Source organism: Pseudoalteromonas sp. CNAT2-18.1 (assembly GCF_022347865.1).
Classification (GTDB): domain Bacteria; phylum Pseudomonadota; class Gammaproteobacteria; order Enterobacterales; family Alteromonadaceae; genus Pseudoalteromonas; species Pseudoalteromonas ruthenica.
The window spans coordinates 684,764-708,583 of record NZ_JAKRFR010000002.1 but is presented as its reverse complement, the minus strand read 5'-3'; the positions used below and the strand labels follow the sequence as shown (position 1 = coordinate 708,583).

General features: G+C 46.2%; 21 protein-coding genes. 13 read left to right on the top strand and 8 right to left on the bottom strand.

Annotation, left to right across the window (positions count from 1 at the left end; translation table 11 throughout):
• Positions 1-9: 9 nt before the first annotated feature.
• The 4 genes from MHM94_RS06635 to dinG are packed head-to-tail and all read right to left on the bottom strand — an operon-like array spanning position 10 to position 4,378.
• Positions 10-924: a histone deacetylase gene (locus MHM94_RS06635; protein ID WP_235418828.1), complete on the bottom strand. Its 915-nt coding sequence runs from the start codon at positions 922-924 to the stop codon at positions 10-12.
• Entirely contained in the window at positions 921-1,529 is a 609-nt protein-coding gene (locus MHM94_RS06630) for a primosomal replication protein (RefSeq protein WP_022946728.1), read from the bottom strand. The genes MHM94_RS06635 and MHM94_RS06630 overlap by 4 nt, the downstream gene beginning before the upstream one ends.
• Positions 1,529-2,305 (bottom strand): TSUP family transporter, encoded by a 777-nt coding sequence (locus MHM94_RS06625; protein ID WP_022946729.1) that lies wholly within the window; start codon positions 2,303-2,305, stop codon positions 1,529-1,531. The genes MHM94_RS06630 and MHM94_RS06625 overlap by 1 nt, the downstream gene beginning before the upstream one ends.
• Positions 2,306-4,378: an ATP-dependent DNA helicase DinG gene (dinG, locus tag MHM94_RS06620; RefSeq protein WP_045979769.1), complete on the bottom strand. Its 2,073-nt coding sequence runs from the start codon at positions 4,376-4,378 to the stop codon at positions 2,306-2,308.
• 147 nt (positions 4,379-4,525) lie between these two features.
• Here dinG and MHM94_RS06615 point away from each other — a divergent pair, with 147 nt between their 5' ends.
• The 3 genes from MHM94_RS06615 to MHM94_RS06605 all read left to right on the top strand — a co-directional run bounded on the left by MHM94_RS06615 (position 4,526) and on the right by MHM94_RS06605 (position 11,664).
• Positions 4,526-6,826 carry a DNA polymerase II gene (locus MHM94_RS06615; RefSeq protein ID WP_235418829.1) on the top strand — a complete coding sequence of 767 codons (2,301 nt, stop codon included), beginning with the start codon at positions 4,526-4,528 and terminating at the stop codon, positions 6,824-6,826.
• 246 nt (positions 6,827-7,072) lie between these two features.
• Entirely contained in the window at positions 7,073-9,934 is a 2,862-nt protein-coding gene (locus MHM94_RS06610; RefSeq protein ID WP_235418830.1) for a TonB-dependent receptor, read from the top strand.
• Between the two features lie 95 nt (positions 9,935-10,029).
• Positions 10,030-11,664, top strand: coding sequence for a sulfotransferase (locus tag MHM94_RS06605; RefSeq protein ID WP_235418831.1), 1,635 nt, complete (start codon positions 10,030-10,032; stop codon positions 11,662-11,664).
• 6 nt (positions 11,665-11,670) lie between these two features.
• Here MHM94_RS06605 and MHM94_RS06600 read toward each other — a convergent pair whose 3' ends face one another.
• Positions 11,671-11,976: a putative 2OG-Fe(II) oxygenase gene (locus MHM94_RS06600; protein WP_235418832.1), complete on the bottom strand. Its 306-nt coding sequence runs from the start codon at positions 11,974-11,976 to the stop codon at positions 11,671-11,673.
• A 473-nt stretch (positions 11,977-12,449) separates the two neighbouring features.
• Complete coding sequence (locus MHM94_RS06595) at positions 12,450-13,655, bottom strand: DUF547 domain-containing protein (protein WP_235418833.1); 1,206 nt, start codon at positions 13,653-13,655, stop codon at positions 12,450-12,452.
• Between the two features lie 437 nt (positions 13,656-14,092).
• Here MHM94_RS06595 and MHM94_RS06590 point away from each other — a divergent pair, with 437 nt between their 5' ends.
• From MHM94_RS06590 to MHM94_RS06560, 7 genes are all read left to right on the top strand, one after another.
• Positions 14,093-14,863, top strand: coding sequence for a DUF3450 domain-containing protein (locus MHM94_RS06590; protein WP_026111376.1), 771 nt, complete (start codon positions 14,093-14,095; stop codon positions 14,861-14,863).
• Between the two features lie 6 nt (positions 14,864-14,869).
• Positions 14,870-16,234 carry a MotA/TolQ/ExbB proton channel family protein gene (locus tag MHM94_RS06585; protein WP_235418834.1) on the top strand — a complete coding sequence of 455 codons (1,365 nt, stop codon included), beginning with the start codon at positions 14,870-14,872 and terminating at the stop codon, positions 16,232-16,234.
• Positions 16,234-16,758, top strand: coding sequence for a MotA/TolQ/ExbB proton channel family protein (locus MHM94_RS06580; RefSeq protein ID WP_045979764.1), 525 nt, complete (start codon positions 16,234-16,236; stop codon positions 16,756-16,758). Before MHM94_RS06585 ends, MHM94_RS06580 begins: the two co-directional genes overlap by 1 nt.
• A 14-nt stretch (positions 16,759-16,772) precedes the next feature.
• The gene (locus tag MHM94_RS06575) at positions 16,773-17,174 is read left to right on the top strand and encodes a biopolymer transporter ExbD (protein ID WP_053910968.1); all 402 of its coding nucleotides are present in this window, start codon (positions 16,773-16,775) and stop codon (positions 17,172-17,174) included.
• A complete protein-coding gene (locus tag MHM94_RS06570) occupies positions 17,174-17,791 on the top strand; it encodes an energy transducer TonB (RefSeq protein WP_022946740.1) in 618 nt (205 codons plus the stop codon). The genes MHM94_RS06575 and MHM94_RS06570 overlap by 1 nt, the downstream gene beginning before the upstream one ends.
• Positions 17,792-17,803: 12 nt before the next feature.
• Positions 17,804-19,069: a tetratricopeptide repeat protein gene (locus MHM94_RS06565; protein ID WP_022946741.1), complete on the top strand. Its 1,266-nt coding sequence runs from the start codon at positions 17,804-17,806 to the stop codon at positions 19,067-19,069.
• Positions 19,070-19,149: 80 nt separating this feature from the next.
• Entirely contained in the window at positions 19,150-20,130 is a 981-nt protein-coding gene (locus MHM94_RS06560; protein ID WP_235418835.1) for a hypothetical protein, read from the top strand.
• Here MHM94_RS06560 and MHM94_RS06555 read toward each other — a convergent pair.
• Entirely contained in the window at positions 20,099-20,470 is a 372-nt protein-coding gene (locus MHM94_RS06555) for a TraR/DksA C4-type zinc finger protein (protein ID WP_235418836.1), read from the bottom strand. The two genes, MHM94_RS06560 and MHM94_RS06555, sit on opposite strands and share 32 nt — an antisense overlap.
• 103 nt (positions 20,471-20,573) lie before the next feature.
• Positions 20,574-21,530, bottom strand: a complete 957-nt coding sequence (locus MHM94_RS06550; protein WP_235418837.1) for a tRNA-dihydrouridine synthase — start codon at positions 21,528-21,530, stop codon at positions 20,574-20,576.
• A gap of 188 nt (positions 21,531-21,718) precedes the next feature.
• Between MHM94_RS06550 and MHM94_RS06545 the strand changes: the two genes are divergently transcribed.
• The 3 genes from MHM94_RS06545 to MHM94_RS06535 all read left to right on the top strand — a co-directional run bounded on the left by MHM94_RS06545 (position 21,719) and on the right by MHM94_RS06535 (position 23,819).
• Positions 21,719-22,147, top strand: a complete 429-nt coding sequence (locus MHM94_RS06545) for a hypothetical protein (protein WP_022946745.1) — start codon at positions 21,719-21,721, stop codon at positions 22,145-22,147.
• Positions 22,148-22,227: 80 nt separating this feature from the next.
• Positions 22,228-23,073, top strand: coding sequence for a DUF692 domain-containing protein (locus MHM94_RS06540; RefSeq protein WP_235418838.1), 846 nt, complete (start codon positions 22,228-22,230; stop codon positions 23,071-23,073).
• Between the two features lie 2 nt (positions 23,074-23,075).
• A complete protein-coding gene (locus MHM94_RS06535; protein WP_151172532.1) occupies positions 23,076-23,819 on the top strand; it encodes a putative DNA-binding domain-containing protein in 744 nt (247 codons plus the stop codon).
• Position 23,820 lies beyond the last annotated feature (1 nt).

Sequence of the window (23,820 nt, the reverse complement as noted above, 5' to 3'; positions counted from 1 at the left end):
TCAGGTTACCTAACTGTCCAATATAAAGCACTGATGAAATTGCTTTAAAAGTTGCCAATGCACTTTGACAAGCTGCTCTACATTGCGTTGATATCCGCCGCCAAGCATAGTGCAAATTGGGATTTCATGGTGTTTTGCATGAGTAAGCACCTGAGCATCACGAGCGCCGACACCGTCCAAGCTTAGGCTCAGGGTTCCTAACTCGTCATCGCTGTGTACATCGGCCCCGGCATTATAGAAAATAATATCCGGGCGATGCAGACGCTGCGTTAACTTTAGCGCTTGTGCGAGTGTCTCCAAGTAAACACGGTCGTCGCAATGCAAGGGCAGAGCAAAGTCGTAGTCTGAGCTTTGCTTGATGCGTGGAAAGTTGCGCTCACCATGCAATGACAAGGTTGTAATGGCGTCGTCCCTTTCAGCGATAGCGGCGCTGCCATCACCTTGGTGAACATCTAAATCAATAATAAGGGCGTTATCAATGAGCCCCGCTTGATACAAATATCGGGCTGCGGTGATAGCATCATTAAAAATACAAAAGCCACTGCCATAGTTACCAAAGGCATGGTGGTAACCGCCCGCTAAATTCATCGCGGCCCCGTCTTTAAGTGCGGCTTGGGCTGCGCCCAAAGTGTTGCCAACTGATTGTAGGGTGCGCTCTACCAATGCGTCGCTGTGGCTAAAGCCGATGCGTTTTTGCGCTTTATCCGCCAACGTGCCAGTGATGAACTGATGAACATAGTCAGCATCATGAGCAAGCTCTAACGTGCTCACCGAGATAGGTTCGGCGCAACTAATAGTAAAACCTGATTTGAGTTCTGGGTGTGCGCACAGCATGTCGAAGAGTTGTTGATATTTACTGATTGGAAAACGATGGTGAGCAGGTAGGTCGAGCTGAGAGTAGATAGGGTGATAAAATAATTTCATCGTATCGCTTGTTTCTCTGCTAATTGTATTTTTTCTTCACAGGCGCTAATGGCCTTACGACAGCGTCCTAAGCGTGCATGCAGCGCTAAGACTTCCTGATTTAACTTAGCAACGGTGGTGGCATCAGCGCCATGCATCTGTTGTTTGCGGTCGTCAATCATTTGCCCCAAGCGACGTTCAAATTCGTGATTTTTAGCCAGCTCTTGATAAAGCTCATTGGTTGGCTGAATAATTTTTTTCACCGCTTTTTGGTACTTTTTTGCCCTCGCCGTAGGTGTATTTTCTTTCGCCCACACAGAGGTTGCTTTAAGCACTTTGACGATGGCTTCTATTTGCTCGGTAATATGCGTGAGAGCGAAACCATATTGATGACGACCTTGATGCTCAAGGCTTCTCGTTAGTCTTTCAAGTTGCGTTTGCACTTCATCAACGTAATCAACGAGCAGCATACTTTTGCTATTAAACACACTGCGATCGAACAATGCATGTTTGGATTGCATAAAACGATTTTTAGCAAACCAATTGGCTTTATCAAACTGTTCAGCATCGCTGCGCAGACGCTCCAGTTGTTGCTGTAATCGCGCTAATGCATGGCCAGAGCTCATTACAAATAAGCCTCATAGACGAGTTTCAGTGCTAACACAATAACAACGGTGTTAAATACCGGGCGGATCATTTTTGAGCCGAAGCGAATAGCTGAATGAGCCCCCAGCCAGGCCCCTAACATCAAGAATAACCCCATGGTGGCGCCGAGTAAGAAGTTAACATGACCGAGTGCTACAAAGGTGATCAGCGAAATAAAGTTACTGACAAAATTCATCGAGCGGGCTAAACCGCAATTGATCAACAGGCTCATTTTATAAAGGAGGCTATTTGACGCGGTCCAGAATGTGCCCGTGCCTGGGCCTGCCATGCCATCGAAAAAGCCTAAGGCCAAGCCTTGGAGCCACTGTTTTATGCGCATAGCGCCGGAGAGCAGCGGTAAATCGTTACTCTGCTGTGGACTGAGCTTGCCAAATAAGGAGTAGATAGCGACGGCGATGATCACCACAGGAATGAGTTTGTTGAGAAACTCGGTGCTCATACTATCGACCAATAAGGTGCCTAGGGTAGCGCCGATAGCGGTGGCGAGAATTGACGCAGCCCAGAACTTAGGGTCGAACAAACGTTTACGGTAATAGGTGACACTGGCTGTCAGTGAGCCAAAACTGGCCGCTAACTTGTTCGTCCCTAGAGTTAAATGCGGGGGTAATCCGGCAGTAAGTAGGGCCGGTACGGTTAACATACCGCCGCCGCCGGCGATAGCATCTATAAAGCCTGCAGCAAGGGCTACGGCGCATAAAATGGCCCAAGTCGATGGGTCGAGAGCTAGTTCAAACATCTAATAATCTATTTTTCGTTTAAAGGGCGGCAAGGTATCGAGCATGGCTTTACCATAACGCTTGGTGATTAAGCGACGGTCGAAAATGGTAATCACACCACTGTCTCTTTCTTTGCGCAGCAGTCTACCACAGCTTTGTACTAATTTCTTGGCGGCGTCCGGTACGGTAATGGATAAAAATGGGTTGCCTCCTTTTTGCTCTACAAACTCTGCTTGCGCTTCTTCAATCGGTGAGGTGGGCACCGCAAACGGGATTTTTGTGATCACTAGATTAGTCAGGTAATCGCCTGGCAAATCGAGGCCTTCAGACAAACTTTGGGTGCCAAACAGCACACTGCCTTGGGCATCATCAATACGGCGCTTATGGCGTCGGATCAGTGTATCCCGAGATAGCTCGCCTTGCATTAAAATGTCCCACCCTTGTTTACGCAAACGTTCGGCGACATGGTGCATTTGCCAATAGGAAGCAAACAACACCAGATTAGCTTTGGATTTATCTAGGGTATTGGGCAGTGCTTTGGCAAGGTAATCGCTAAACGCTTTGTCGGTTGGCTCACACTCGGTTTTGGGAATATGCAGTTGCGCTTGATTGGGGTAATCAAACGGTGAGGGCACCTTGATAAACTTAACTCCTTGCTCTGAGCGTAGCCCGCTTTCATGGGCAAAATGTTCAAAGGAGCCCAAGGCGCTGAGCGTGGCCGAGCACAATACCGCTCCTGCACACTCGCGCCATAATTTATCTTTGAGGTAAAACCCCACTTCAATAGGGCAGTCACTCAGGAGGTAGTCATGGTGGTTTTTATACTCCATGCGCTTTATCCACCTGGCATGAGGAACGCTTTCGCTTTCTTTAGCATAACTTTGCCACAGCTTTTGTAGCGTTTCTAAACGGGCTATATATTGCCCACTCTCAGCTAAAATAGGGTCAGCAATAAACGGCTTCACATCGCCATCATTTACGTCACTACTGAGCGCTTCGTGCATCTTGTTGAGGGTGCGTAGCGCCGTTTTACTGGCTTCACTGATATCTTTGGCTTGCACTGTGAGCTGTTGCGGCAGCACTCCGTGTGAGAAACGATAGGTGTCGTCTTCGGTGTATTGAAAGTCTGCACTATCAAGCATACTCAGCACGGCTTTCATGCCTCTGGCCACATCATCAAGGGCATCATTGAGTTTAAACTGGCTACCTGATGCGCTGGCACTAAAAATGGTTTGCGCCAATTTGCCGCTAAATTTGAGTAGTTTCTCGAGCCAATCCTGAGTCCCTTTTAAGGTGGCTGCGGCAGATGAAAAGTCGCGAGTGATATGCGGTAAGTGGTGTGCTTCATCAATCACATAAATACAGTTTTCTGGCTCCGGCAAAATCACGCCACCGCCGAGCTCCAAATCGGCCAATAATAGACTGTGATTGGCCACTAACACATCCATTTGCGCTATTTTTTGCCGCGCAAGATGGAAAGGACAAGTTTGGTGCGCTTTCATCTGCCGTTGGCAGGCATGCTTATCACAGGCAATAAGGTGCCATACGCGATCTGGGATCACGTCGGCCCATGAGTCTCGGTCACCTTGCCACTGTTTGTTTTGGTAAGCATCATGCAGCTGATGCAGGCATTTTTGCTCCATGTCACTCAAAGGGGAGCTCAAAGTGGGCATCAACGCGAGTTGCTCTTGTTCGCCATTGACGGCGTTATGGAGCTTATGGGCGCAGATATAGCGCCCCCGGCCTTTGACCAAATCATAACTAAAAGTAAGACCGCTGTGCTGGGCAAAAAAGGGTAACTCTTTATAGAGCAACTGCTCTTGCAAGGCCACTGTAGCGGTTGCAATCACCAGCTTTTTATTACGTTTGAGTGCCAGTGGTAAGGCACCTAAGCAATATGCCAAAGATTTGCCGGTTCCGGTTCCGGCTTCGACCACGCAAATGCGCTGCTTTTTATCATATTCACCAGCGAGTGTTTTTGCTATTTCTGCGACCAAGTAGTTTTGGCTAGCACGAGGGCGATAATCGTCCATGCTTGAAGCTATCCGCTGATGAGCGTTTCGGATTGTTTTTTTCAGCGGATCGGATAGCATGGTGTATCAACTTATGTATATATTTACAGTGCGACCATTTTAGAGTGTGGCTGCATATGACTCAAGTGACAATTCACTTATGTTGTGATGCTTGGGCAAGACATAGAAAACAACGCGCTGTATTTACTCACTTCTATAGGTATTCGGTTGGCTCCAATAGCAGGGTTTATCCTTTCCGCGCAAACACGGCAACTGAGCGATGGTATCAGTCATGTCTTTTGGCTGGCCACAGACAGCGGCCCAGTTAAAGCACAATCTGTCGCTGAGTCTGCGGTATTTTTCGTTGCCCAATCGCAGCAGCAGCGAGTGATAAAATTACTTCAAGCCGCTAACTTACCTTGTGATATACGCACAGTAACGCTGCACTCTTTTGCCGGTAAACCCATGGCAGGGTGTTATTTCACGCACTTGAATCAGTTTTATGCGGCGCGAGAACAGCTTAAAGAGCAAGGAATTACGTTATACGAGGATGATATCCGCGCGCACGAGCGCTTCTTAATGGAGCGATTTATTCGCGGCGGCGTATGGGTAGACGGCACCTCCAGTGCTAATGGCTCCTTAGTCCAAGCGCGGTTTAAAAGCCATCCCCACTACCGGCCCACTTTGCGGGTTTTATCGCTGGATATTGAATGCAGTGGCGATGGGGTGCTTTACAGTGTTGGCTTGGTGAGTGAACGGTTTAAAAAGGTGCTGATGGTTGGGCGTAGCACCGAAGAGCGCTCGTGGCTTGAGTATGTTGAGGATGAGGCCGCTTTGCTCGTGCGGTTACAAGAGCACATACACCATATAGACCCTGATGTGATCGTTGGTTGGAATGTGATCGACTTTGACTTTCAGCTGCTGTGCTATCGCGCTCAACAATTGGGTATTCGTCTTAATTTAGGACGCAATAATGAGGCGGTTGTGTGGCGCGGAGGAAAAGTCGCTAAGCTTATAGTTCCCGGGCGCGCTGTACTTGATGGCATTGATATGCTTAAAAACGCCACATATTATTACCCCAGCTTTGCCCTTGATAATGTTGCCCACGAAATCCTTGGCGAGCGAAAGCTTATCGAAAACAAAGACAAAGTTTCCGAGATTTCCCGGCTTTTCAACGAAGATAAACTGCAACTTGCTGAATATAACTTAAAAGACTGTGAGCTTGTATTAGCCATCTTTGCTCGTCTTGAATTGGTCGACTTTGCTATTGTGCGGACCCAGCTTACAGGGCTGCCATTAGAACGGCTAGGAGGGTCGGTGGCGGCGTTCACCAACCTTTATTTGCCATTGTTACATCGCAGTGGCTATGTGGCTCCTAATTTAGGCGATCATGGATTGACCTTCGACAGCCCAGGCGGTTATGTGATGGACTCGGTGCCCGGTCTTTATCAAAATGTTGCAGTCCTTGACTTTAAAAGCCTTTATCCGAGTATTATTCGTACCTTTTGTATCGATCCCATGGGCTTAATAGAGGGACTCAATGCCCCTGATGACGCAATTGTTGGGTATCATGAGGCATTTTTTTCTCGCAGCAAGCATCATCTTCCTGATTTGGTTGCCAGCCTCGCACAGGCCCGTCAAGAGGCCAAAAAGCACCGCGACCCTCATCTTCAGCAGGCCATCAAGATTATCATGAACAGCCTATACGGCGTGCTTGGCTCAAAAGGCTGTCGCTTTTACGACCCTAGACTAGCCAGTTCGATTACCCTGCGCGGGCACGATATTATGCAAACAACGCGACAGTGGCTCATTGAATATGGCGTTGATGTGATTTACGGCGATACCGACTCCACCTTTATCGCACTACCCGAAGAGCTTAGTGACGAACAAAGTCATGCGTTAGCTAAAGAGTTAGTGACAAAAATTAACGACCGTTGGCGACAAATACTTGAACAAAGCTATGGAATACCTAGCTATTTGGAGCTTGAATACGAAAGCCTATATCGACCTTTTTTTATGCCCAAGGCAAGGCATAAAGACGTGGGAACGAAGAAACGTTACACTGGTTTATTGGTCCAGAAGCACCGAGAACTCGTTTTTAAAGGTATGGAGTCGGTGCGTAGCGATTGGACGCCACTGGCGAGAAAGTTTCAAGGTGAACTGTTTCAAGGATTATTCACTGGTGCAAATCTGCAACATATCATTGATAATTATGTTAACATTTTACAAAAAGGGGATAACGCTCAGCTCTTAACTTATGCCAAACGCTTAGGCAAAAACCCTGATGAATACACCAAAGCAACTCCCCCTCATGTGAAAGCTGCACGAAATAGTACTCAAAGTTACGCTAAAGGTGATTGGGTTGAGTACGTTATAACAGTTGATGGTCCTCGCTGCACCCCTAGCAGTAGGCCACTGGACTTAGCACATTACCTTGAGAAACAGCTAAAACCCATCATCGATGACATTGCTGATGTGTGCGACGTATCGCTTCACTGCCCTCTAGATAGTCAGTTTACATTAATTTAATCTTAAAGACCTGCTATTTACACGCTGATTTGGTTTGCTCCAGATTTCCAATATGGTGTCGTGTTGTTCTGTCTGTTTTTTGATTGGTTGTTACTTTTGGTGGTGTTTTGTTAATTTGGTGTTGACCCTGGATTCTTTAATTGTTTATTATCGTAACCAAAGTGCATTGCTTAGTGCATTTAATTACAAGCGGTTAACAGCCGCGATAAAAACAATCACGTCTACAAGTGATCCAGGGAGAATCTAATGTTAAATAGCAAAATCGCAAAATCAGTGCGTTTAGCACTTGTTTTTGGTGCTGCTTCAACAGCAGGCATTTCAGCAAGTGCCATTGCTGCTGAAGAAGGTGCTGATGATGTTGAGCGTATCGAAGTAACCGGTTCGCGTATCAAACGTACTGATCTTGAAACAGCTACTCCAGTACAAGTAACCTCTGCAGAAGATATCGCTATGTCGGGCTTTACCCGCGTCGAAGATATCATGAATAACCTGCCGCAAATCGAGGCATCGCAAACTGCGTTCCAATCAAATGGCGCAACCGGTACAGCAACGCTTGACCTTCGTGGTATGGGTCCTCAGCGTACACTAGTACTTATCAATGGTCGCCGTGCACAGGCTGGTGGTATTTACACACAATCAGCTGATATTAACCAAATTCCAGCTGCACTAATTAAACGCGTTGAAGTAATGACTGGTGGTGGTTCAACAACTTATGGTGCTGATGCAGTAGCGGGTGTTGTTAACTTCGTAATGAATGATGATTTCGAAGGTTTCCAAGTTGATATAGGCGGCTCTGCGTACCAGCACGATAATGACAATGGGTACATGCAAGGGTTGATGGACGAGAAGGGCTTCGAATACCCAAGCGGCAGCGATGGTTTTGATGGCGCGGCGTTTGACTTCAGTGCAACACTTGGCGGCACCTTTGATGGTGGTAAAGGTCATGCAGTTGGTTATGTAACCTACACCAAGCAAAATGAATTGCGTCAAGGAGCGCGTGACTACTCTTCATGTGCATTGAACGCCGCAGGTACTGAGTGTGGTGGTTCTGCCAACGCTATTGTGCCAAATTTCTTTATTGCTCCGCTTAATGGTCCTGGTGGTACTTATAACGCTAGTGAAGAGGTTTTCTGGAACTTAACCCCGGATGGAACGTTTGTCCCTGATGATGGCTCCAACCGCTATAACTATGCGCCAGTCAACCATTTTATGCGTCCTGATGAGCGTCATACCTTTGGTTTATTTGCTAACTATGAAATTAATGAGCACTTCAACCCTTATCTAGAGACAATGTTCATGCGAGACCGTACAGGCGCGCAAATCGCTGAGTCTGGAACGTTCTTTGACACGGCGTATGAGTTGCCAATCTCTAGTCCATTGTTTTCTGATGCTCAACGCCAACAATTTAAAGATGCGTTTGGAATTGGCGACGATGACTCTATAGGTGCTTATATTGGTAAGCGAAATGTTGAAGGTGGTCCTCGTACCGATGAGCTAGAGCATAGTTCTTTCCGAATGGTACTTGGTACACGTGGTGAGCTGAGCGATCTTTGGACGTATGATGTGACTGCTCAATACGGCTCAACGTCGTCGTCGTCAGCATATATCAATGACTTCTTTGGTCCACGTATTACCACAGCGCTTTCAGCGAATGGTGAAAGCTGTGCTGACACAGAGGGATGTATTCCTTACGAGGTGTTTACTTACGAGGGCGTGACTCCTGAAGCGGCTGCAGCATTAACAGGTACAGCTATCTTGAATGGTGTTACTGAACAGCTCATCCTAGGTGGTTTCGTATCAGGTGAATTTGATTACTCGCTACCGAGCTCTGATTACCCAATCGCAGCAGTATTTGGTGCAGAGTACCGTGAAGAAACCTTCGAACGTACAGCGGATGAAGTATACGCGCAAGGTCTTCTTCTAGGTCAAGGTGGCACGACTAAGAGTTTGGAAGGTAGTTACGATGTAACTGAATTTTACACAGAGGTAAGTTTACCAATTGTTGAGGGTAAAGCCGGCTTCGAAAACTTCACTCTTGATTTAGCTTATCGTTGGTCAGATTACAGCACCTCAGGCTCTGAGCCTGCTTATAAAGCCGCAATTAACTGGGATATCACGTCAGACTGGAAAGTTCGCGCTAGTTATAACCGTGCGGTACGTGCTGCTAACAATGGCGAATTGTTTGCGCAAGAAACAACAGGCCTTTGGGAAGGTTCAGACCCTTGTGCCGGAGCTACACCAGAGCTAAGTGCTGCGCAGTGTGCAAACACAGGTGTAACAGCAGCTCAGTACGGTACAATTAATCCTAGTCCGGCTTCTCAGTACAATGGACTTTTCGGAGGAAATCAGGAGTTAAAACCTGAAATCGCCGATACTGTTACTTTTGGTTTGGTAGCTGAGCCAATTGAAGGATTAAACTTCACTATTGACTACTGGGATATCGAACTAGAAGGTGCAATTGATAATATTGATCCTCTAATTATATTAGAGCAATGTGCAAAAACTGGTGACGCATCATTTTGCGACAATGTACAACGTACTCCAGGAAATGGCAGCCTATGGGTAGGTAGTGGTCAAATTACATCCTTTGACGTTAACTTAGGTCAGCTAACGTGGGAAGGTATTGATCTGTCTGCCAACTATGATTTTGAGGTTGCTGGTGGCACTTTATCGACTAACCTTCTTGGCTCCTATTTCATTACTAAAGAGTATGACAACGTACCGGGAATTTCTGACATTTACGATTGTGTAAGCAATCTCAATGATGGTTGTTTCGCGCAACCTGAGTGGCGTCACGTGTTCACTATGGACTACGATACGGGAAGTTTCTGGCGTGCAACTTTGAAATGGCGTTATTATGGTGAAGTCAGTGACTACACAGGTCCTGATACGCTTGTTCAAGATGGTATCAGTTCACAAAGTTACTTAGACCTTAAAGGTAGCTTCACTATCAATGATTACACCAGCGTATTAGTGGGTGTTAATAACATCATGGATAAAGAGCCACCATTAGTAGGCGGTTCACTTTCTACCAACGGTAATGCGATTGCGGGTTTCTACGACACATTAGGTCGTTATTTCCACGCAAACGTAACATTCAAGTTCTAAACTTGTTTAATGTCTGAAAAAGCGAGCTTCGGCTCGCTTTTTTTGTTGCTAAATTTTAATATTAATAATCCTAATTTATGGTTTTTGGAGGCCGCTTGACTAGCTTGCAACATGCCGCAGCGCTATTAAAAGAAGACAATAAAAAGCAAGCCATTACTCTGCTCCAAGAGTTGGCTAAGAAAACCGACAAAAAAGAGCCTGCGTTTCGCCAATTACTGCGTTTAGCCTTAGCAGAGCAGCACTGGGAGGAAGCGAAAAACTATGTTGTATGTTTACAGCAACTAAACCCGAGTAGTCGCGAGTACCGTCAAGTTATTATGGATCTCGGTACGCGTTTGGGAGACTTCGCTTTTATTTGTGCTGGGTATGAGCGTTATCTGCAGTGTCATGACACCGACGACACAGCACATTTCAATTGTGGGTATTACGCCCGCAAGGCGAGACGTCCTAAAATAGCGATAGCGCACTTTAAGCGCACCTTAGAGCTCGGCATTAAGGACCCTCATGAGGTGCATCTCAATCTGGCGTTAGTGTACTCCGAGCTGTTACTTGATCCAGAGACCGCGCAACAGTGGCTAGGTAAAGCATTGGAGCTAAAACCTGATTATGTTGATGCACTCTTTAACCTCGCTGCGATCAAAGAGTTTGCCGGAGACAGACGTGCTGCAAAGCAATTGTTTGAACAGGTACTGACCATTGACGCGCAGCACCCATTGGCACTGTCGCGACTTGCGGACCTTTATCAGTTCAATACTGAGTCGGCGCACAATTATGTGACTCGATGCCAAGATGTGATGACTAATATGCCCGCGCAACTAAGGTGTGATTTACACTATAGTTGTGGCAAAGCGCTCGATGATGCGAAACTGTATGAACAGGCATGGATGCACTACTATCAAGCTAACACTGTCAATAAGCAATCTCTTGCACCTTTCAATGTCGCTTCACTTGAGCATACTGAACAAAATATTTTTGCCCGCGCTGAACATATATCTCAGTTAGCCGCGCAAGACTCGCCATCAGTACAGCCAATCATCATTTGTGGTATGTTCCGCTCGGGGTCGACCCTAGTAGAACAAATATTAGGCGCTAGCGGCTGTATTCAGGCTGGTGGTGAGTTGGAGTTTGTACATCGCCAGCTTTTTGAGCTCACCAACAAACCAATTCAATTGCTAAATAAAGCAGGGACGCCGGATTTCGCTCAAGCGTATGATGACTTGTTAGTGAGTGTGGCCAAAGGGCGAAAATGGGTTACTGATAAGCGGCCCGAAAATTACCTCTATATAGACATATTAAAGCAGCTCTACCCCGGCTTAAAAGTGATATGGACGCAACGTGATATAAGAGACAACGCCCTTTCTGCTTACTTTCAGCGCTTGGGGCCGAGCCTTAACTATGCTACGGACCTTGATAACATTCGCCATATGTATGAACATCAACAGCGCCTCAAAGCGCACTGGCATCAGCAGTACGGCAATGACATTATGACTGTCGAGTATGAACAACTAGTAGCGCAGCCGGAGCAAGTGCTCACGACATTGTTTTCTCAGCTAGGTATCCAGTATGACGGTGAGGCAGAGCGCTTTCATAATCAGCGCTCACATGTCAGAACTGCAAGCGTATGGCAAGTTAGAAAGCCTTTGTATAGCTCATCCGTCGGCCGTTTTAAGCACTATAAAGAGGCGATTTTAGCGCAGCGTGCATTCCCTTATTTCAGTGAACTGCTGTGAGCCGGTTCAAGCGGTTGGCATAATGTCCGTGGGCAAGATGATACGCGGTTGTTCGCTGGTTACAGGGTAGGTGCCATGCCACAGGTAGCTTGGGAAAATAATAATCCGCCCCGACTGTGAGCAAATGAGTTTATTTATCTGCTCTCGCTCACCTAAATTCAAACAGGTTTCTCCAAGGCGCAGCCACCCACTTCGTGTGGGATCGTTCTCATGCATTGACTGCGGTACTTGAATATAAGCCGGGGCTGAAATCCACCCTGAGGGGTGAAGATGGTTGCGATGATAACCGCCTTTGCAAGCTGTACCGACCAACTGCCATTGACTTTAAACTGGCCATAGTTACGTCTATAAAGGGAATGTGAACGATCGGTTGGTAGAGATGCTAAATATTCGGTAATGGCTAGGTGCAATGCCCATTTGTATTCTTTTATGAGCACATAATTAGGAAACAGCAAGTTACCTGAAGTTTGTGTGCCTAATTCAACGCTTAGAGTTCTGATAAAAAGCTAGGTAGTCGAGAAAGCTAGTAGGCGTAGGTAATAATTTAATCTTAACCGTGTGCTCGTAGTCCGACAGCCATTGCTCATCAGCAGTGTACTAATAACCCTGCTTAATTTCGCAGTTGGTTAGGCTAATTTGGAAAAGGGTGTAAACTGACGGCATCTCGAAACTAGGTATGTATAAAAATACTTATTTTGATAAAGCGCGAGCACCGTTAATAGCTCAATACAGCATTGAGAAGTCAATCTCACTTCATGGTAACGTCTCAATGCTGCATTTGAAATTTAGTTTTTTGACTTTTCCTTTTTCACTTTATCAATATCTTTGATTTCCACAGAGCCGGCAGCCAATTCCTGTTTCTCCTTTAGTTTACGCAGAATTTCTGCTTGCTCAGGAGTAAAGCGACCAAAGTTCGCTGTGCGTGTTTGCATAGTTTGTGATACCACGCCCACGTTTTGTGCACCTAAACCGCCATCCGCGCCCGCCATACCCGTAGCTTGTCCACCAGAACCATTGACAACAGCATCGAGCATTCCTGCCTGATTATTAGCTACGCCGCTACCTATTTGGCGGGCTGAACCGGTTAAGTCGGCGAGTGTGTAATCTTCAATTTCAATCTCCACTTTTTCAACGTTACGTAGGTCATATTCGAATTGGCCTTTAGCATAAATAGCAATATGGCGTTTCAAGTCATCTTGAAGCTGAGGGAAATAAAATGTGGCTTGTCGGTAATACTGCGACACTTCAAGTATTTCATCATCAACTTGAGCGCCGCGATTTGAATTAATGAACTCTTCTGCGCGTTTTTCTAGTTGCTTATATACAGTGGCCCCTTTAAACGCTGCGGGATGAAGGCTGGGGCTGCCAATGTAACCTTGATAGAAGCCATAAATGACATTGGGCTTTTCTGCAAAGTTAGGATACACAATACGTTGCTGGATGTCATTGAGTGAAAGTGGGTGGCCCGCAACGGTAATGAGTTTAGCGTCAAGGAGCCCTTCATCTTCAATTTCATCATCTAATGAGTGCAGCGGATAACGCTTAACCAGCTGCTCTAACAGAGTCATGTTATAAAGATTGAGCCAATAGGCGAGCTGCTCTTTCTTATTAAGCTCACTTAGGGGCATTTCTTGCGGTAAGTTTTCCAGGCTTTCTCTTATTTTAGTGAGTGCGAGCTTTAGATCAGACTTTTTGACTCCTTCGAAATAAAAGCGATTAGCTTCAAGTGCTGTTGCTTTATTACGACCCGATGTCATGCGCGTGCCGATAGTTTGCTCGCTTTTCAAGCGCGAGCGATCCGACATTCCCGTGTTAACAACGGTCATCGCTAACAGTTGGTCAATATCATCGTATGCGACTTCAAATTGGGAATTCCATTTGAAACCACCAAAGGCCTGCGCCAATGGTTGCTCCTGATCTTGCTGTGCCAAGCTTGGAGCACTACATACAAATATAAGCACGGTGGTGAGCACAGTGGTGAATCTAAACATAGAAGGTCCTTGTTATTTATTGTTATATAGTTGCCTTATGTTGATTGCGAGCAACACAGAGTAACTAACCTATACCTACCAAGTAGGTGTGAGACTACTTATAAAAGGTACAAATGGCCGATATAGACTGACTTAGTAAGCAACTTACCGCTAATACCTCACTTACTGTAAAAAAAAAGAAATTTAACTTTTCATTTCCAAATTATGTCAATGCCCAGTATAGCGGCTTATAAGTAGAATTGATTTGTTAAAAATATGTTTAAACCAAAAAAGTAAGACGAAATCAAGGAAAATTGCGATAAACATCAAGTTGACAGCACTGGAACCTTTTAGCATTATTGGCAAGTTGGTATCAGTAGAAAGATACCTAGGTTGGTTTGTCACAAGGCAAGCTAATTAAAATTCAAAAAGTAACATTACTTAATTGGTTGGGAACTATGTCTGTTAAAATCAGAAAGAGTCTTGTAGCTTCTGCGTTGGTTGGCGCAGCTGCACTTGCAAGCAACAATGTGATGGCAGATCCGTTGAATGACATCCACAAAGCGGGTGCAACTATCCAAACGGCTGCTAAAAAGTCTCAAACTAAAATCGATAACATCTATGGTCAAACGCAAGAGCTAATCGCTGATTACCGCGCGACTGTTGATGAAACTGAAATCATGAAGGTCTATAACGACCACGTTCAGCGTCTAGTTGATGATCAAAATTCACAAATTGAATCACTAGAGCGTCAGATTGCAGGTATCGACAAAACTAAACAAAACGTTGTGCCTTTGATGTATCGCATGATCGATACGCTTGAGCAATTCATCAAAGCGGACGTTCCGTTTAATACCGAAGATCGCCTAGCTCGCGTTGAAAAACTACGTGAAATCATGAGCAGTGCTTCTGTAACGACTTCAGAGAAGTTCCGTCAGGTACTTGAAGCATACATGGTTGAGAAAGACTACAGCACGACAATGGTTGCTGACCAAGGTAGCCTAAATATCGACGGTCGTGACATCTCTGTAGACTTCGCACGTCTAGGTCGTATTGCTTATGTTGCGCAATCATTCGACCAGAAGAATGCTTGGGTGTGGAACAACAGCACTAAGCAGTGGGAAGCTTTGGGTGAAGAATTCCTAAAGCCTGTTAAAGAGACAATCCGTATGGCCCGTAAACAGGCTGCACCGGATCTTGTTAAACTTCCAATCTTCGGCGCGGAGTAATAGAGAATGAAGAAACTATTTAAAGGTTTTGCTGTTGCAGCAGTACTATCAGTTTCTGCCGGTGCTGCGCTTAACGCTCATGCAAACACAGAAGTACTTGACCAGATCCTTGATCAAGTTAAAAAAGAGCGTATCTCTGAAGGCAAACTAAACAAACAGCGTGAACAAGAGTTCTTGTCTGCACGCGCTGACAAGCAAGCGTTGCTTAACCAAGCAAAACGTGAACTTGCAGCAGAAAAAGCACGTGGCGAGCGTCTACAAAAAGAGTATGCTCAAAACGAAGTAACCCTAGCGGAAAAAGAGCAAGCGCTTGAAAACGCAAAAGGTACACTAGGTGAGATGTTCGGTGTTGTACGTCGTGCAGCGCAAGAAACCATTGGTTCAATCGAAGCGTCACTAGTTAGTGCTGAAAAGCCTGGCCGTGCTGAAATTCTTCGTTCACTAGCGGCAGCGAAAGAGCTACCAACTACACGTGAACTAGAAGAGCTTTGGATTGCCCTACAAACTGAAATGACTGAGTCTGCGAAAGTTTCTTCTTTCGAAGCTGAAGTTTCAGAGCTAGACGGTTCAACATCAACCAAGCAAGTAACTCGTATCGGTAACTTTAACCTTATTACTGATGACGGTTATTTAGTTTATTCTGCTGAAAACCAAGCGATTCAACCGCTAGGTCGTCAGCCAGACGGTTTCGTACTTGATTCAGCGAAAGACCTAATCGGTACTTCAGCAGAACAGTACACAGGCTTTTACATTGACCCAACTCGTGGCTCAATCCTGCGTCTGAACACGCAAAAAGCTACACCTGAAGAGCGCTTCCACCAAGGTGAAGAAGTAGGTTACATCATCGCTGTACTACTAGTGATTGGTCTACTTATCGCTGTTGTGCGCCTAATCGACCTAACCATCGTTTCAGGTAAAATCAAGAGTCAGCTTAAGAACACCAGCTCACCTTCAGAAGGTAACCCGCTGGGCCGTATTCTTAAAGTTTACCACGACAACAAAAACCAAGACGTTGAAAACCTTGAGCTTAAACTAGACGAAGCGATTCTACGTGAAACGCCACGTATCGAAGCGGGTATCAACATCATCAAGATCTTAGCCGCTATCGCGCCGCTACTAGGTCTACTTGGTACCGTTGTTGGTATGATCAACACCTTCCAACAAATTACCTTGTTCGGTACAGGTGATCCGAAGATCATGGCTGGTTCAATCTCAATGGCTCTAGTAACCACAGCTCTAGGTCTAATTGCGGCACTACCGCTAATCCTAGTTCACGCTATTGTTGCTGGTCGCAGTAAATCAATCATCCACGTTCTTGATGAGCAAAGCGCCGGTATTATCGCTGCTCACGCGGAGAAGGAGAAAGCCTAATGCTAGTCCTGATGGAGATTTGGGAATCTATCAGGGATTTTGTTGGCACAGGCGGCCAGGTATTATACGTGGTCGCGATAGCACTCTTCCTCATGTGGGTTTTAATGATTGAGCGCTATTGGTTCCTACTCTCTGAGTTCCCGAAAATGAAAAAGGGGATTGTAGCGAAGTGGGACGCCCGCCAGGACACTACGTCTTGGTACGCACACAGAATCCGCGATGCATGGATTTCTGAAGCGTCTGAAAAATTAGATGAGCGCATGTTGTTGATTAAGACATTGGTAGCTGTATGTCCACTTATTGGTCTGCTAGGTACTGTAACTGGGATGATCGCGGTTTTCGAAACCATGGCAACTCAGGGCACAGGTAACCCTCGACTAATGGCATCAGGTATTTCAATGGCAACAATCCCAACAATGGCTGGAATGGTTGCGGCACTATCGGGTGTATTCTTTAGTACACGTCTTGAAGCACGTGCAAAAATGGCTAAAGAGAAGCTCGTCGATAGCTTGCCTCATCACTAGAGAGAGATTTGAATATGGCACGTAAACAACGTTTTCGTGAAGAAGAAGAAGCAGCCGTCGATATGACGCCGATGCTGGACATCGTATTCATCATGCTTATCTTCTTTATCGTAACTACTTCGTTCGTTAAAGAAGCGGGTATTGATGTAAATAAACCGGAAGCAGCGCAAGCGACTAAGAAGAAGAATGCAAATATCTTCATCGCTATTCGCTCTAACGGTGAAATTTGGATGGACAAGCGTCAGGTCGATGTCGAGCGTGTTGCTGCAAACATTGAACGTCTACTGGCTGAGCAGCCTACCGAAATCGTAATTATCCAAGCGGATAAAGATGCGAAGCACGGTGTGGTTGTGAAGGTCATGGACCAGATTAAAGCTGCAGGTATCGATAAGATATCAATCGCTGGAGATAAGTAATGATTCGTTTTCTGTTTTCACTGATTGCAGGTGGGGCAGTTACTTTCGGCTTATTCTTTTTCATGGCTTACCTAATCTCCGGTGGAGATAACAGGGCAGCCAACGAGAAAGAGAAGATCGTTGTCGAAATTATGACGAATCCACCTGAATCCAAGGTGCAGGAGCGTAAGCGTGTACCGCCGCCGCCTCCACCACCGCCTAAGCAGCCGCCTAAACCGCAGCCGCCACAGCCTGAGAATAGTAACCCTAATCCAGGTTCACTCGGTTTCAATATGCCAAGTGTTAATGTAGGTAGCTCAGCGGGTGGTCTAAGTGGCCCAGGTGCATTTGGTCGAGATGGTGATGCAACACCTCTTGTTCGAATTGAACCTAAATACCCGGTGCAAGCCGCGCGTGATGGTAAAGAAGGCTGGGTACAGCTGTCATTCACCATTAACGAAGTGGGCGGTGTAGAAGATGTAGAGGTAATCGATGCAGAACCTCGTCGTATCTTCGACCGTGAAGCTAAGCGTGCCTTGCGTAAGTGGAAGTACAAGCCAAAAGTAGTTGATGGCAAGCCGGTTAAACAGCCTGGCATCACTGTTCAGCTTGACTTCAAACTTAACCAAGACCAGTAAGGAGAGTGTAGTATGAAAAATCTATCTAAAGTGACTGCACTCGCTCTTCTTATCTCGTTGTCTGGTAGTGTAGTGAGTACTTCGGTATTCGCTGCGCCTAACTACGAAGAGATAGAAAAGCGCAAAAACGCTAAGACCAAGGTCATGAGTGAGCGCACTGGTAAGAAGGTCATGAAAGCGTTTGAGTTTGTTGATGCAGAAGACTTCAACGGCGCAATCGCAGTTCTTAAAGAACTCGACCCGTCTGATGAGTTCGACCGTGCGACTATTGATCGCTACTTAGGTCAGCTGTATGCCCAAGTAGACAACTATCAGTTGGCTATTAAGTATACACAAGACGCAATCAAGCCAGATGAGCTTAACTTTAACGACCAAGAGCAGGCGATGAAGCTGCTTGGTGACTTGTTGGCTAACATCAAGAAGTACAAAGAAGCAAAGCAAGCGTATATCGACTGGATGGACTTCACTGGTGAAGAAGATCCCACTGTATACACGCGTATCGCTCAAGCGAGTTATGAGCTTGGTCAGTTTAAAGATGTGGTAGAGCCTGCTGAGCGTGCTATTGAGCTCAATGCTAAAAAAGAGCCAAAGAAAGCACCGTTTCAGTTATTGATGGCAGCTCACTATGAAGCAAAAGAATTTGATAAAGCAGTTAAAATTCTTGAGCGCATGGTGAAAACCTGGCCAACAGACGGCAAAGCCTGGGTTAACCTTGGTAAGTTCTATATGCAAGTAGAAGACTATGAAAAAGGTCTCACTACGATGGATATTGCTTATGACAGTGGTTTCTTTGAATCAGAAACTGACTATAAAGTGTTAGCACAGCTCTACTCATTTGTAGGCGTTCCTTACAAAGCCGGTTTCCACATGGAGAAGGCCATCACTGATGGTAAGGTTAAGCGCATTAAGCAAAATGTCACGGCAATGGCTAGCTACTTTCATAATGCTAAAAACATTAAGACAGCAGCGAAGTATTACGAGGAAGCCGCAGAGTTTGATAACGATGCAGAGCTGTTCCGTAAAGCCGGTGCCTTGCGCTTACAAGAGGAACAATTCGATAAAGCAGTGGTTTTATTGAAGCGTGCTCTTGATGAAGGCTCTGATAAGAAAGGGACTATTTACTCTGACTTAGCAGAAGCTTACCTACAGCAAGAAAAGTATAAGCAAGCCTACGCTGCGATTACTAAAGCAGCAGAAGATCCAAGCACGCGTAAATTCGCGCGTAGTTGGAAAACCTTCATTAAAGATAAAGCACAACGTAATGGTGTGAGTCTTTAAGCTCCTTATGCAATAATAAAAGGCCCCTCATTGGGGCCTTTTTTATTTCCACGCAATGCTTATTTAAGGAGCCATACGCGGTGCGCATACACAGCTTAATCTTGTTTGCTTTATTAACAACAGGGTGCTCTGAGCCTCAATCTATTTCAGCAACTACTTCGCAGCAGGCCTTAGTACAATTGAACGCCAAACTTACAGGCGATTTAACGAGCCCCTTAACGCCTTGGCCTTATTCTGATGCGTATCTCAAGCAGCGCCATGACCTATATCAGCAGTTTGATAGAGCGGCGCTCAGCAACGCACAGCGCGCAACATTGGACTATTTAATTACCGAGCAAAGGTATGTACGTCGCTATCAGCCTTGGCCCCTGAGCAGCGCTATTTTCCGCTCTGAGCAGGCATTGCAAGATAGTCAAACGCAAGAACAAGCAGCGCAGTGGCTTGAGTTAGTGAAAAGCCGCTTGCAACAAGGTGAACAAAGCCAAATTTTTGTTAATCGCTATGAATTAGCAATGATGCAAGGTGAAGTAGAGCGGTTAATCGAGCTCGCTGATAACAGTAAACTCAAAAGTGCAGCGGCCCAACTACAACAGTATTTAGCTAACTATCGCCCTCGCAACCAGCTGGGGCTAAGTCAGCTGCCAAATGGCACTCAGTGGTATCAAGCAAAACTAAATTACTACACTGGCCGGGTGCAGGCGCCGATTAAATGGCTTATGCAAATTCAAAGTAAGCTGGCCACACTCTCTGAATATGGCATCGCGCCTTTGCGCCAACCAGACAATGACCAGCGCGATGTAGGGCTAGATTGGCGACAAGGCTATGTGAATAAGCGCCTGTGGGCTCAGCAACAGAGTTTGAGTGTGGAACAAACGCGGTTAGCGCTTTTGTATATGGAGCTTGATATAGGTATTCACAGCCAACTTTGGACTGAGCAAATGGCGCTAACGTCGCTAGCCAAACAGGGGATCAGCGAGCGACGAGCAAAGCAAATGGTGTATGAGGTGGTCGCTTATCCAGCGATGAGCTTTATTTATGGCCATTTAATTGCGCGCGACTGATACTGTCGCAGCGCGCGCAGCGCTGCGTCGTCACATCTTGTTCTAAACGGTGTGGCTCTATGGGCTCTTCACAGTCAGAGCAAAAGCCAAATAGTCCCAAATCAAACTGGCACTGAGTCGCTTCTAAGCGCTCTAGCCGGATAATGAGGTCTTTGTATTCTGGGCCTAAATGTTCGCTCAGTAATGCCACCCAGTCGCTTTCCGGCTCGTTGGTAAGCTTAGCATGCAGTCTTCTTTCATGGACTTGTGAAGCTTGTTGTAGCTTTGCCAAGAGTTGTCTGCGCGCATCCGCAAGCGCCTGAGCAACCTGTTGCTCGAAGTCATGGGTGAGGATACTCATAAATCGCCCCGTGTTTGCCTTGAATTGACTTTTATTGTGGCCAATATTCAAACTTGGGAACATGACAAGGATCAACCTTGGCGAATTTAGCAGATATTTTTTATCATCGTTGAGCGTGGTGCTGTAATTGTGCGAGTACTTCGTCCTTATCATGTAGTCGGCGAATATCATCAAATAGCTGATCTGCTTGATGGTAAGTTCGTCGTAGATACCCTAACCACTGTTTAGTTCTGTTGGCAAAATAACGCTTCGCTTTGGTGTCGTCATCGTGCATAGATGAGTGAATAATATGGTAAAGCACATCGTGCCAAGTCATTTTCTCATGTGTTTTGTTTTGGTCTGCGGCTTTGATCCAAGCCGCTAAGTCTGGCATTGCAAGCGCGCCGCGACCGAGCATCAGATGTTGGCATAAGCTTTGATTCCTCGCACTATGAGCATCGTCGAGGCTCCAAATCTCTCCGTTTGCAACAATTTCAATATCAGCGTTACGCTGCACCAGCGGTGCCAGCAAGTGCCAATAAGCGGGAGGGCGATAGCCGTCGCGTTTAGTGCGGGCATGGATAGCAATACTGTCTGCGCCTGCTTGCACAACAGCATCAAAAATTTCACTACTACGTGAGGTATCGTCAAAGCCCAAGCGTACCTTAGCGGTTACCTTGTGTTCCTGTGCTACTGCTTCACGTACAGTTTTAACGATTTGATAAAGCTGTTCGGGCTCTTTGAGTAGTACGGCGCCGCCTTTACTTTTATTGACCGTTTTTGCTGGGCAGCCAAAGTTAAGGTCAATGCCATGAGAGCCGAGCTCTATAGCCTTAATCGCATTTTCTGCCAGACACTGTGGATGCTGTCCAAGTAGTTGAATCCTCACGGGCGTTCCTGCACGCGTATAACCGCCGTTGAGTAGCTCAGGGCAATAGCGTAAGAAAACACGGCGCGGTAATCGCTGATTGACTACCCGCACAAACTCGGTCACACAGAGGTCAAAGCCGCCAATATCGGTAAGTAGTTGGCGCATTTTAAAATCAACAACGCCTTCCATGGGGGCTAAAATTAGTTTCATATATGACCTTTACTGCTAGCTGGGCGCGTATTCTAACCCGTTCGTCGCTATTGATAAAATACCTATATCGCGCCATAGTTATTCTGGTAATCGATATACCACATAAAAATTTAAAAATAATTTGAAAGGATCCAGGATGCATTCGGGTCTGATCTGTTGAATGCTACCAACCGAGAGAGAGCTAAAGCATGAATAATTTAAAAAAGAACTCCATCGCCTTAACCTTAGGTGCTGTTGTTGCATCGGGTGCGGCTGTGACTGCAACTGATGCGCAGGCCAACCCATTTGAAATGCAAGAGATGGTTGCAGGATACCAGCTTGACGCAGCAGAGGGTAAATGTGGTGAAGGTAAGTGCGGCGGCGAAGCCAAAGGCAAAGAAGGCAAGTGCGGCGAAGGTAAATGCGGCGGTGAAGCCAAAGGCAAAGAAGGCAAGTGCGGTGAAGGCAAATGTGGCGGTCACGGTCATGCCAAAGGCAAAGAAGGCAAGTGCGGCGAAGGTAAATGCGGCGGTGAAGCCAAAGGCAAAGAGGGCAAGTGCGGCGAAGGTAAATGTGGCGGTGAAGCCAAAGGTAAAGAAGGTAAGTGTGGTGAAGGCAAATGCGGTGGTCACAGCTAATCAGCCTTGAACTATCGTTAATTACCCGTAGTACCTAACAAGCCGCCGTAGAGCGGCTTGTACACTTTAAGGAGTGCAATATGTTGCAGCAGTCAGCGCCATTAGCTAATGTGGGCCTGGGTCTACGTCGTGAAATGCTGAGCGATATGCTTAATCATATTCCTAAGCAAATTGGCTTTATGGAGGTCGCCCCTGAGAACTGGTTGCGTCTAGGTGGTAAGCTTGGCAAGCAGTTTCGTGCGCTCACAGAACGTCATCCGTTCATTTGCCATGGTTTATCCTTATCATTGGGCTCGCCCGATCCTTTGGATGTGGCGTTTTTAAAAGATCTGAAGCAGTTTTTTGATGTGCACGATATTCGCCTTTACAGCGAGCACCTCAGTTATTGCTCCGCCGATGGTCATATGTATGATTTGATGCCCATTCCTTTCACAGAGGAGTCGATAAGCTATGTCGCTGCGCGGATCCGCCAGGTGCAAGATGTGTTAGAGCGTCCTTTAGTCATTGAAAATGTGTCTTACTATGGCGCGCCAGGGCAGCAGATTACAGAACTTGAATTTACTCAGCGTATATTGGCAGAGGCCGATTGCCAGTTGCTGCTTGATGTTAATAATATTTATGTGAACTCAGTGAATCATGGCTATGATGCCGAGCAGTTCTTGGCCGGTCTCCCCAGCGAGCGGATCGCCTACATGCATGTGGCTGGGCACTACAACGAGGCTGAAGATTTAATTGTCGACACCCATGGCGCTGATGTGATCGACCCCGTCTGGCAACTGCTCAGGCGAGCTTATGAGTTGCACGGTGTACAGCCAACGTTATTAGAGCGGGACTTTAATATTCCACCACTTAGCCAACTACTTAAAGAAATCGATACCATTGCTGATATCCAACAGCCTTTTTTAGCCCAACAGCAAAGAGCCTGATCATGCAGTTTCAACAACTACAGAAGCAATTTAGCGCCCATATTCGCGACCCCGAAGCTAATCCGCGCCCCGCAGATGTTGAAGACCGGCGAATGAAAATTTATCGTGAGTTGTTTTTCAATAACGTCAATGGCTTTTTAGAAAGTGGCTTTCCTGTGCTGCGAAGCTTGTACGATGATCAGCGGTGGCAGCAGTTAGTACGTCGATTTTTTGCTAGCCATCACGCCACATCTCCCTATTTTTTGGATATTTCTAAAGAATTTGTACTGTTTTTGGCACAGCAGTATGAGTTACAACACAGCGATCCGCCTTTTTTACAAGAGTTAGCCCATTACGAGTGGGTGGAGTTGGCAGTGTCTAGTGCACAAGACAGTGGCCAGTTAAAGCCGCTTTTTAATGTGCAAGAGCAACCTTTGTATATGAGTGAAACCGCGCAAGTAGTGTGTTATCACTTCCCTGTACAAACCATCTCGGTGGATAATCAGCCGCAGCAAGCGGATGAACAGCCCAGCTATATTTGTGTTTATCGCGACCAACAAGATGAGGTGCAGTTTCTCGCCTTAAACATGATGACCGCGTTATTGCTGGATACGCTTTCACAGCAACCAGGCATGACCTTAACGCAAGTATGTGAAGCGTTACAGCGCCAGGCGCCGCAATTTAATTATCAGCAGCTTTATCAGGGAGCCCTACAAATTGCAGAGCAATTGGCGCAGCGTCAAGTACTGCAAACGCTGGATTGTTAAC

Excerpts from the sequence above, each read along its gene's own strand:
- MHM94_RS06635 (WP_235418828.1), bottom strand. The coding sequence starts at position 924 with ATGAAATTATTTTATCACCCTATCTACTCTCAGCTCGACCTACCTGCT.
- MHM94_RS06630 (WP_022946728.1), bottom strand. The coding sequence starts at position 1,529 with ATGAGCTCTGGCCATGCATTAGCGCGATTACAGCAACAACTGGAGCGT.
- MHM94_RS06625 (WP_022946729.1), bottom strand. The coding sequence starts at position 2,305 with ATGTTTGAACTAGCTCTCGACCCATCGACTTGGGCCATTTTATGCGCC.
- dinG (WP_045979769.1), bottom strand. The coding sequence starts at position 4,378 with ATGCTATCCGATCCGCTGAAAAAAACAATCCGAAACGCTCATCAGCGG.
- MHM94_RS06610 (WP_235418830.1), top strand. The coding sequence starts at position 7,073 with ATGTTAAATAGCAAAATCGCAAAATCAGTGCGTTTAGCACTTGTTTTT.
- MHM94_RS06595 (WP_235418833.1), bottom strand. The coding sequence starts at position 13,655 with ATGTTTAGATTCACCACTGTGCTCACCACCGTGCTTATATTTGTATGT.
- MHM94_RS06590 (WP_026111376.1), top strand. The coding sequence starts at position 14,093 with ATGTCTGTTAAAATCAGAAAGAGTCTTGTAGCTTCTGCGTTGGTTGGC.
- MHM94_RS06585 (WP_235418834.1), top strand. The coding sequence starts at position 14,870 with ATGAAGAAACTATTTAAAGGTTTTGCTGTTGCAGCAGTACTATCAGTT.
- MHM94_RS06580 (WP_045979764.1), top strand. The coding sequence starts at position 16,234 with ATGCTAGTCCTGATGGAGATTTGGGAATCTATCAGGGATTTTGTTGGC.
- MHM94_RS06575 (WP_053910968.1), top strand. The coding sequence starts at position 16,773 with ATGGCACGTAAACAACGTTTTCGTGAAGAAGAAGAAGCAGCCGTCGAT.
- MHM94_RS06570 (WP_022946740.1), top strand. The coding sequence starts at position 17,174 with ATGATTCGTTTTCTGTTTTCACTGATTGCAGGTGGGGCAGTTACTTTC.
- MHM94_RS06565 (WP_022946741.1), top strand. The coding sequence starts at position 17,804 with ATGAAAAATCTATCTAAAGTGACTGCACTCGCTCTTCTTATCTCGTTG.
- MHM94_RS06555 (WP_235418836.1), bottom strand. The coding sequence starts at position 20,470 with ATGAGTATCCTCACCCATGACTTCGAGCAACAGGTTGCTCAGGCGCTT.
- MHM94_RS06550 (WP_235418837.1), bottom strand. The coding sequence starts at position 21,530 with ATGAAACTAATTTTAGCCCCCATGGAAGGCGTTGTTGATTTTAAAATG.
- MHM94_RS06545 (WP_022946745.1), top strand. The coding sequence starts at position 21,719 with ATGAATAATTTAAAAAAGAACTCCATCGCCTTAACCTTAGGTGCTGTT.
- MHM94_RS06540 (WP_235418838.1), top strand. The coding sequence starts at position 22,228 with ATGTTGCAGCAGTCAGCGCCATTAGCTAATGTGGGCCTGGGTCTACGT.
- MHM94_RS06535 (WP_151172532.1), top strand. The coding sequence starts at position 23,076 with ATGCAGTTTCAACAACTACAGAAGCAATTTAGCGCCCATATTCGCGAC.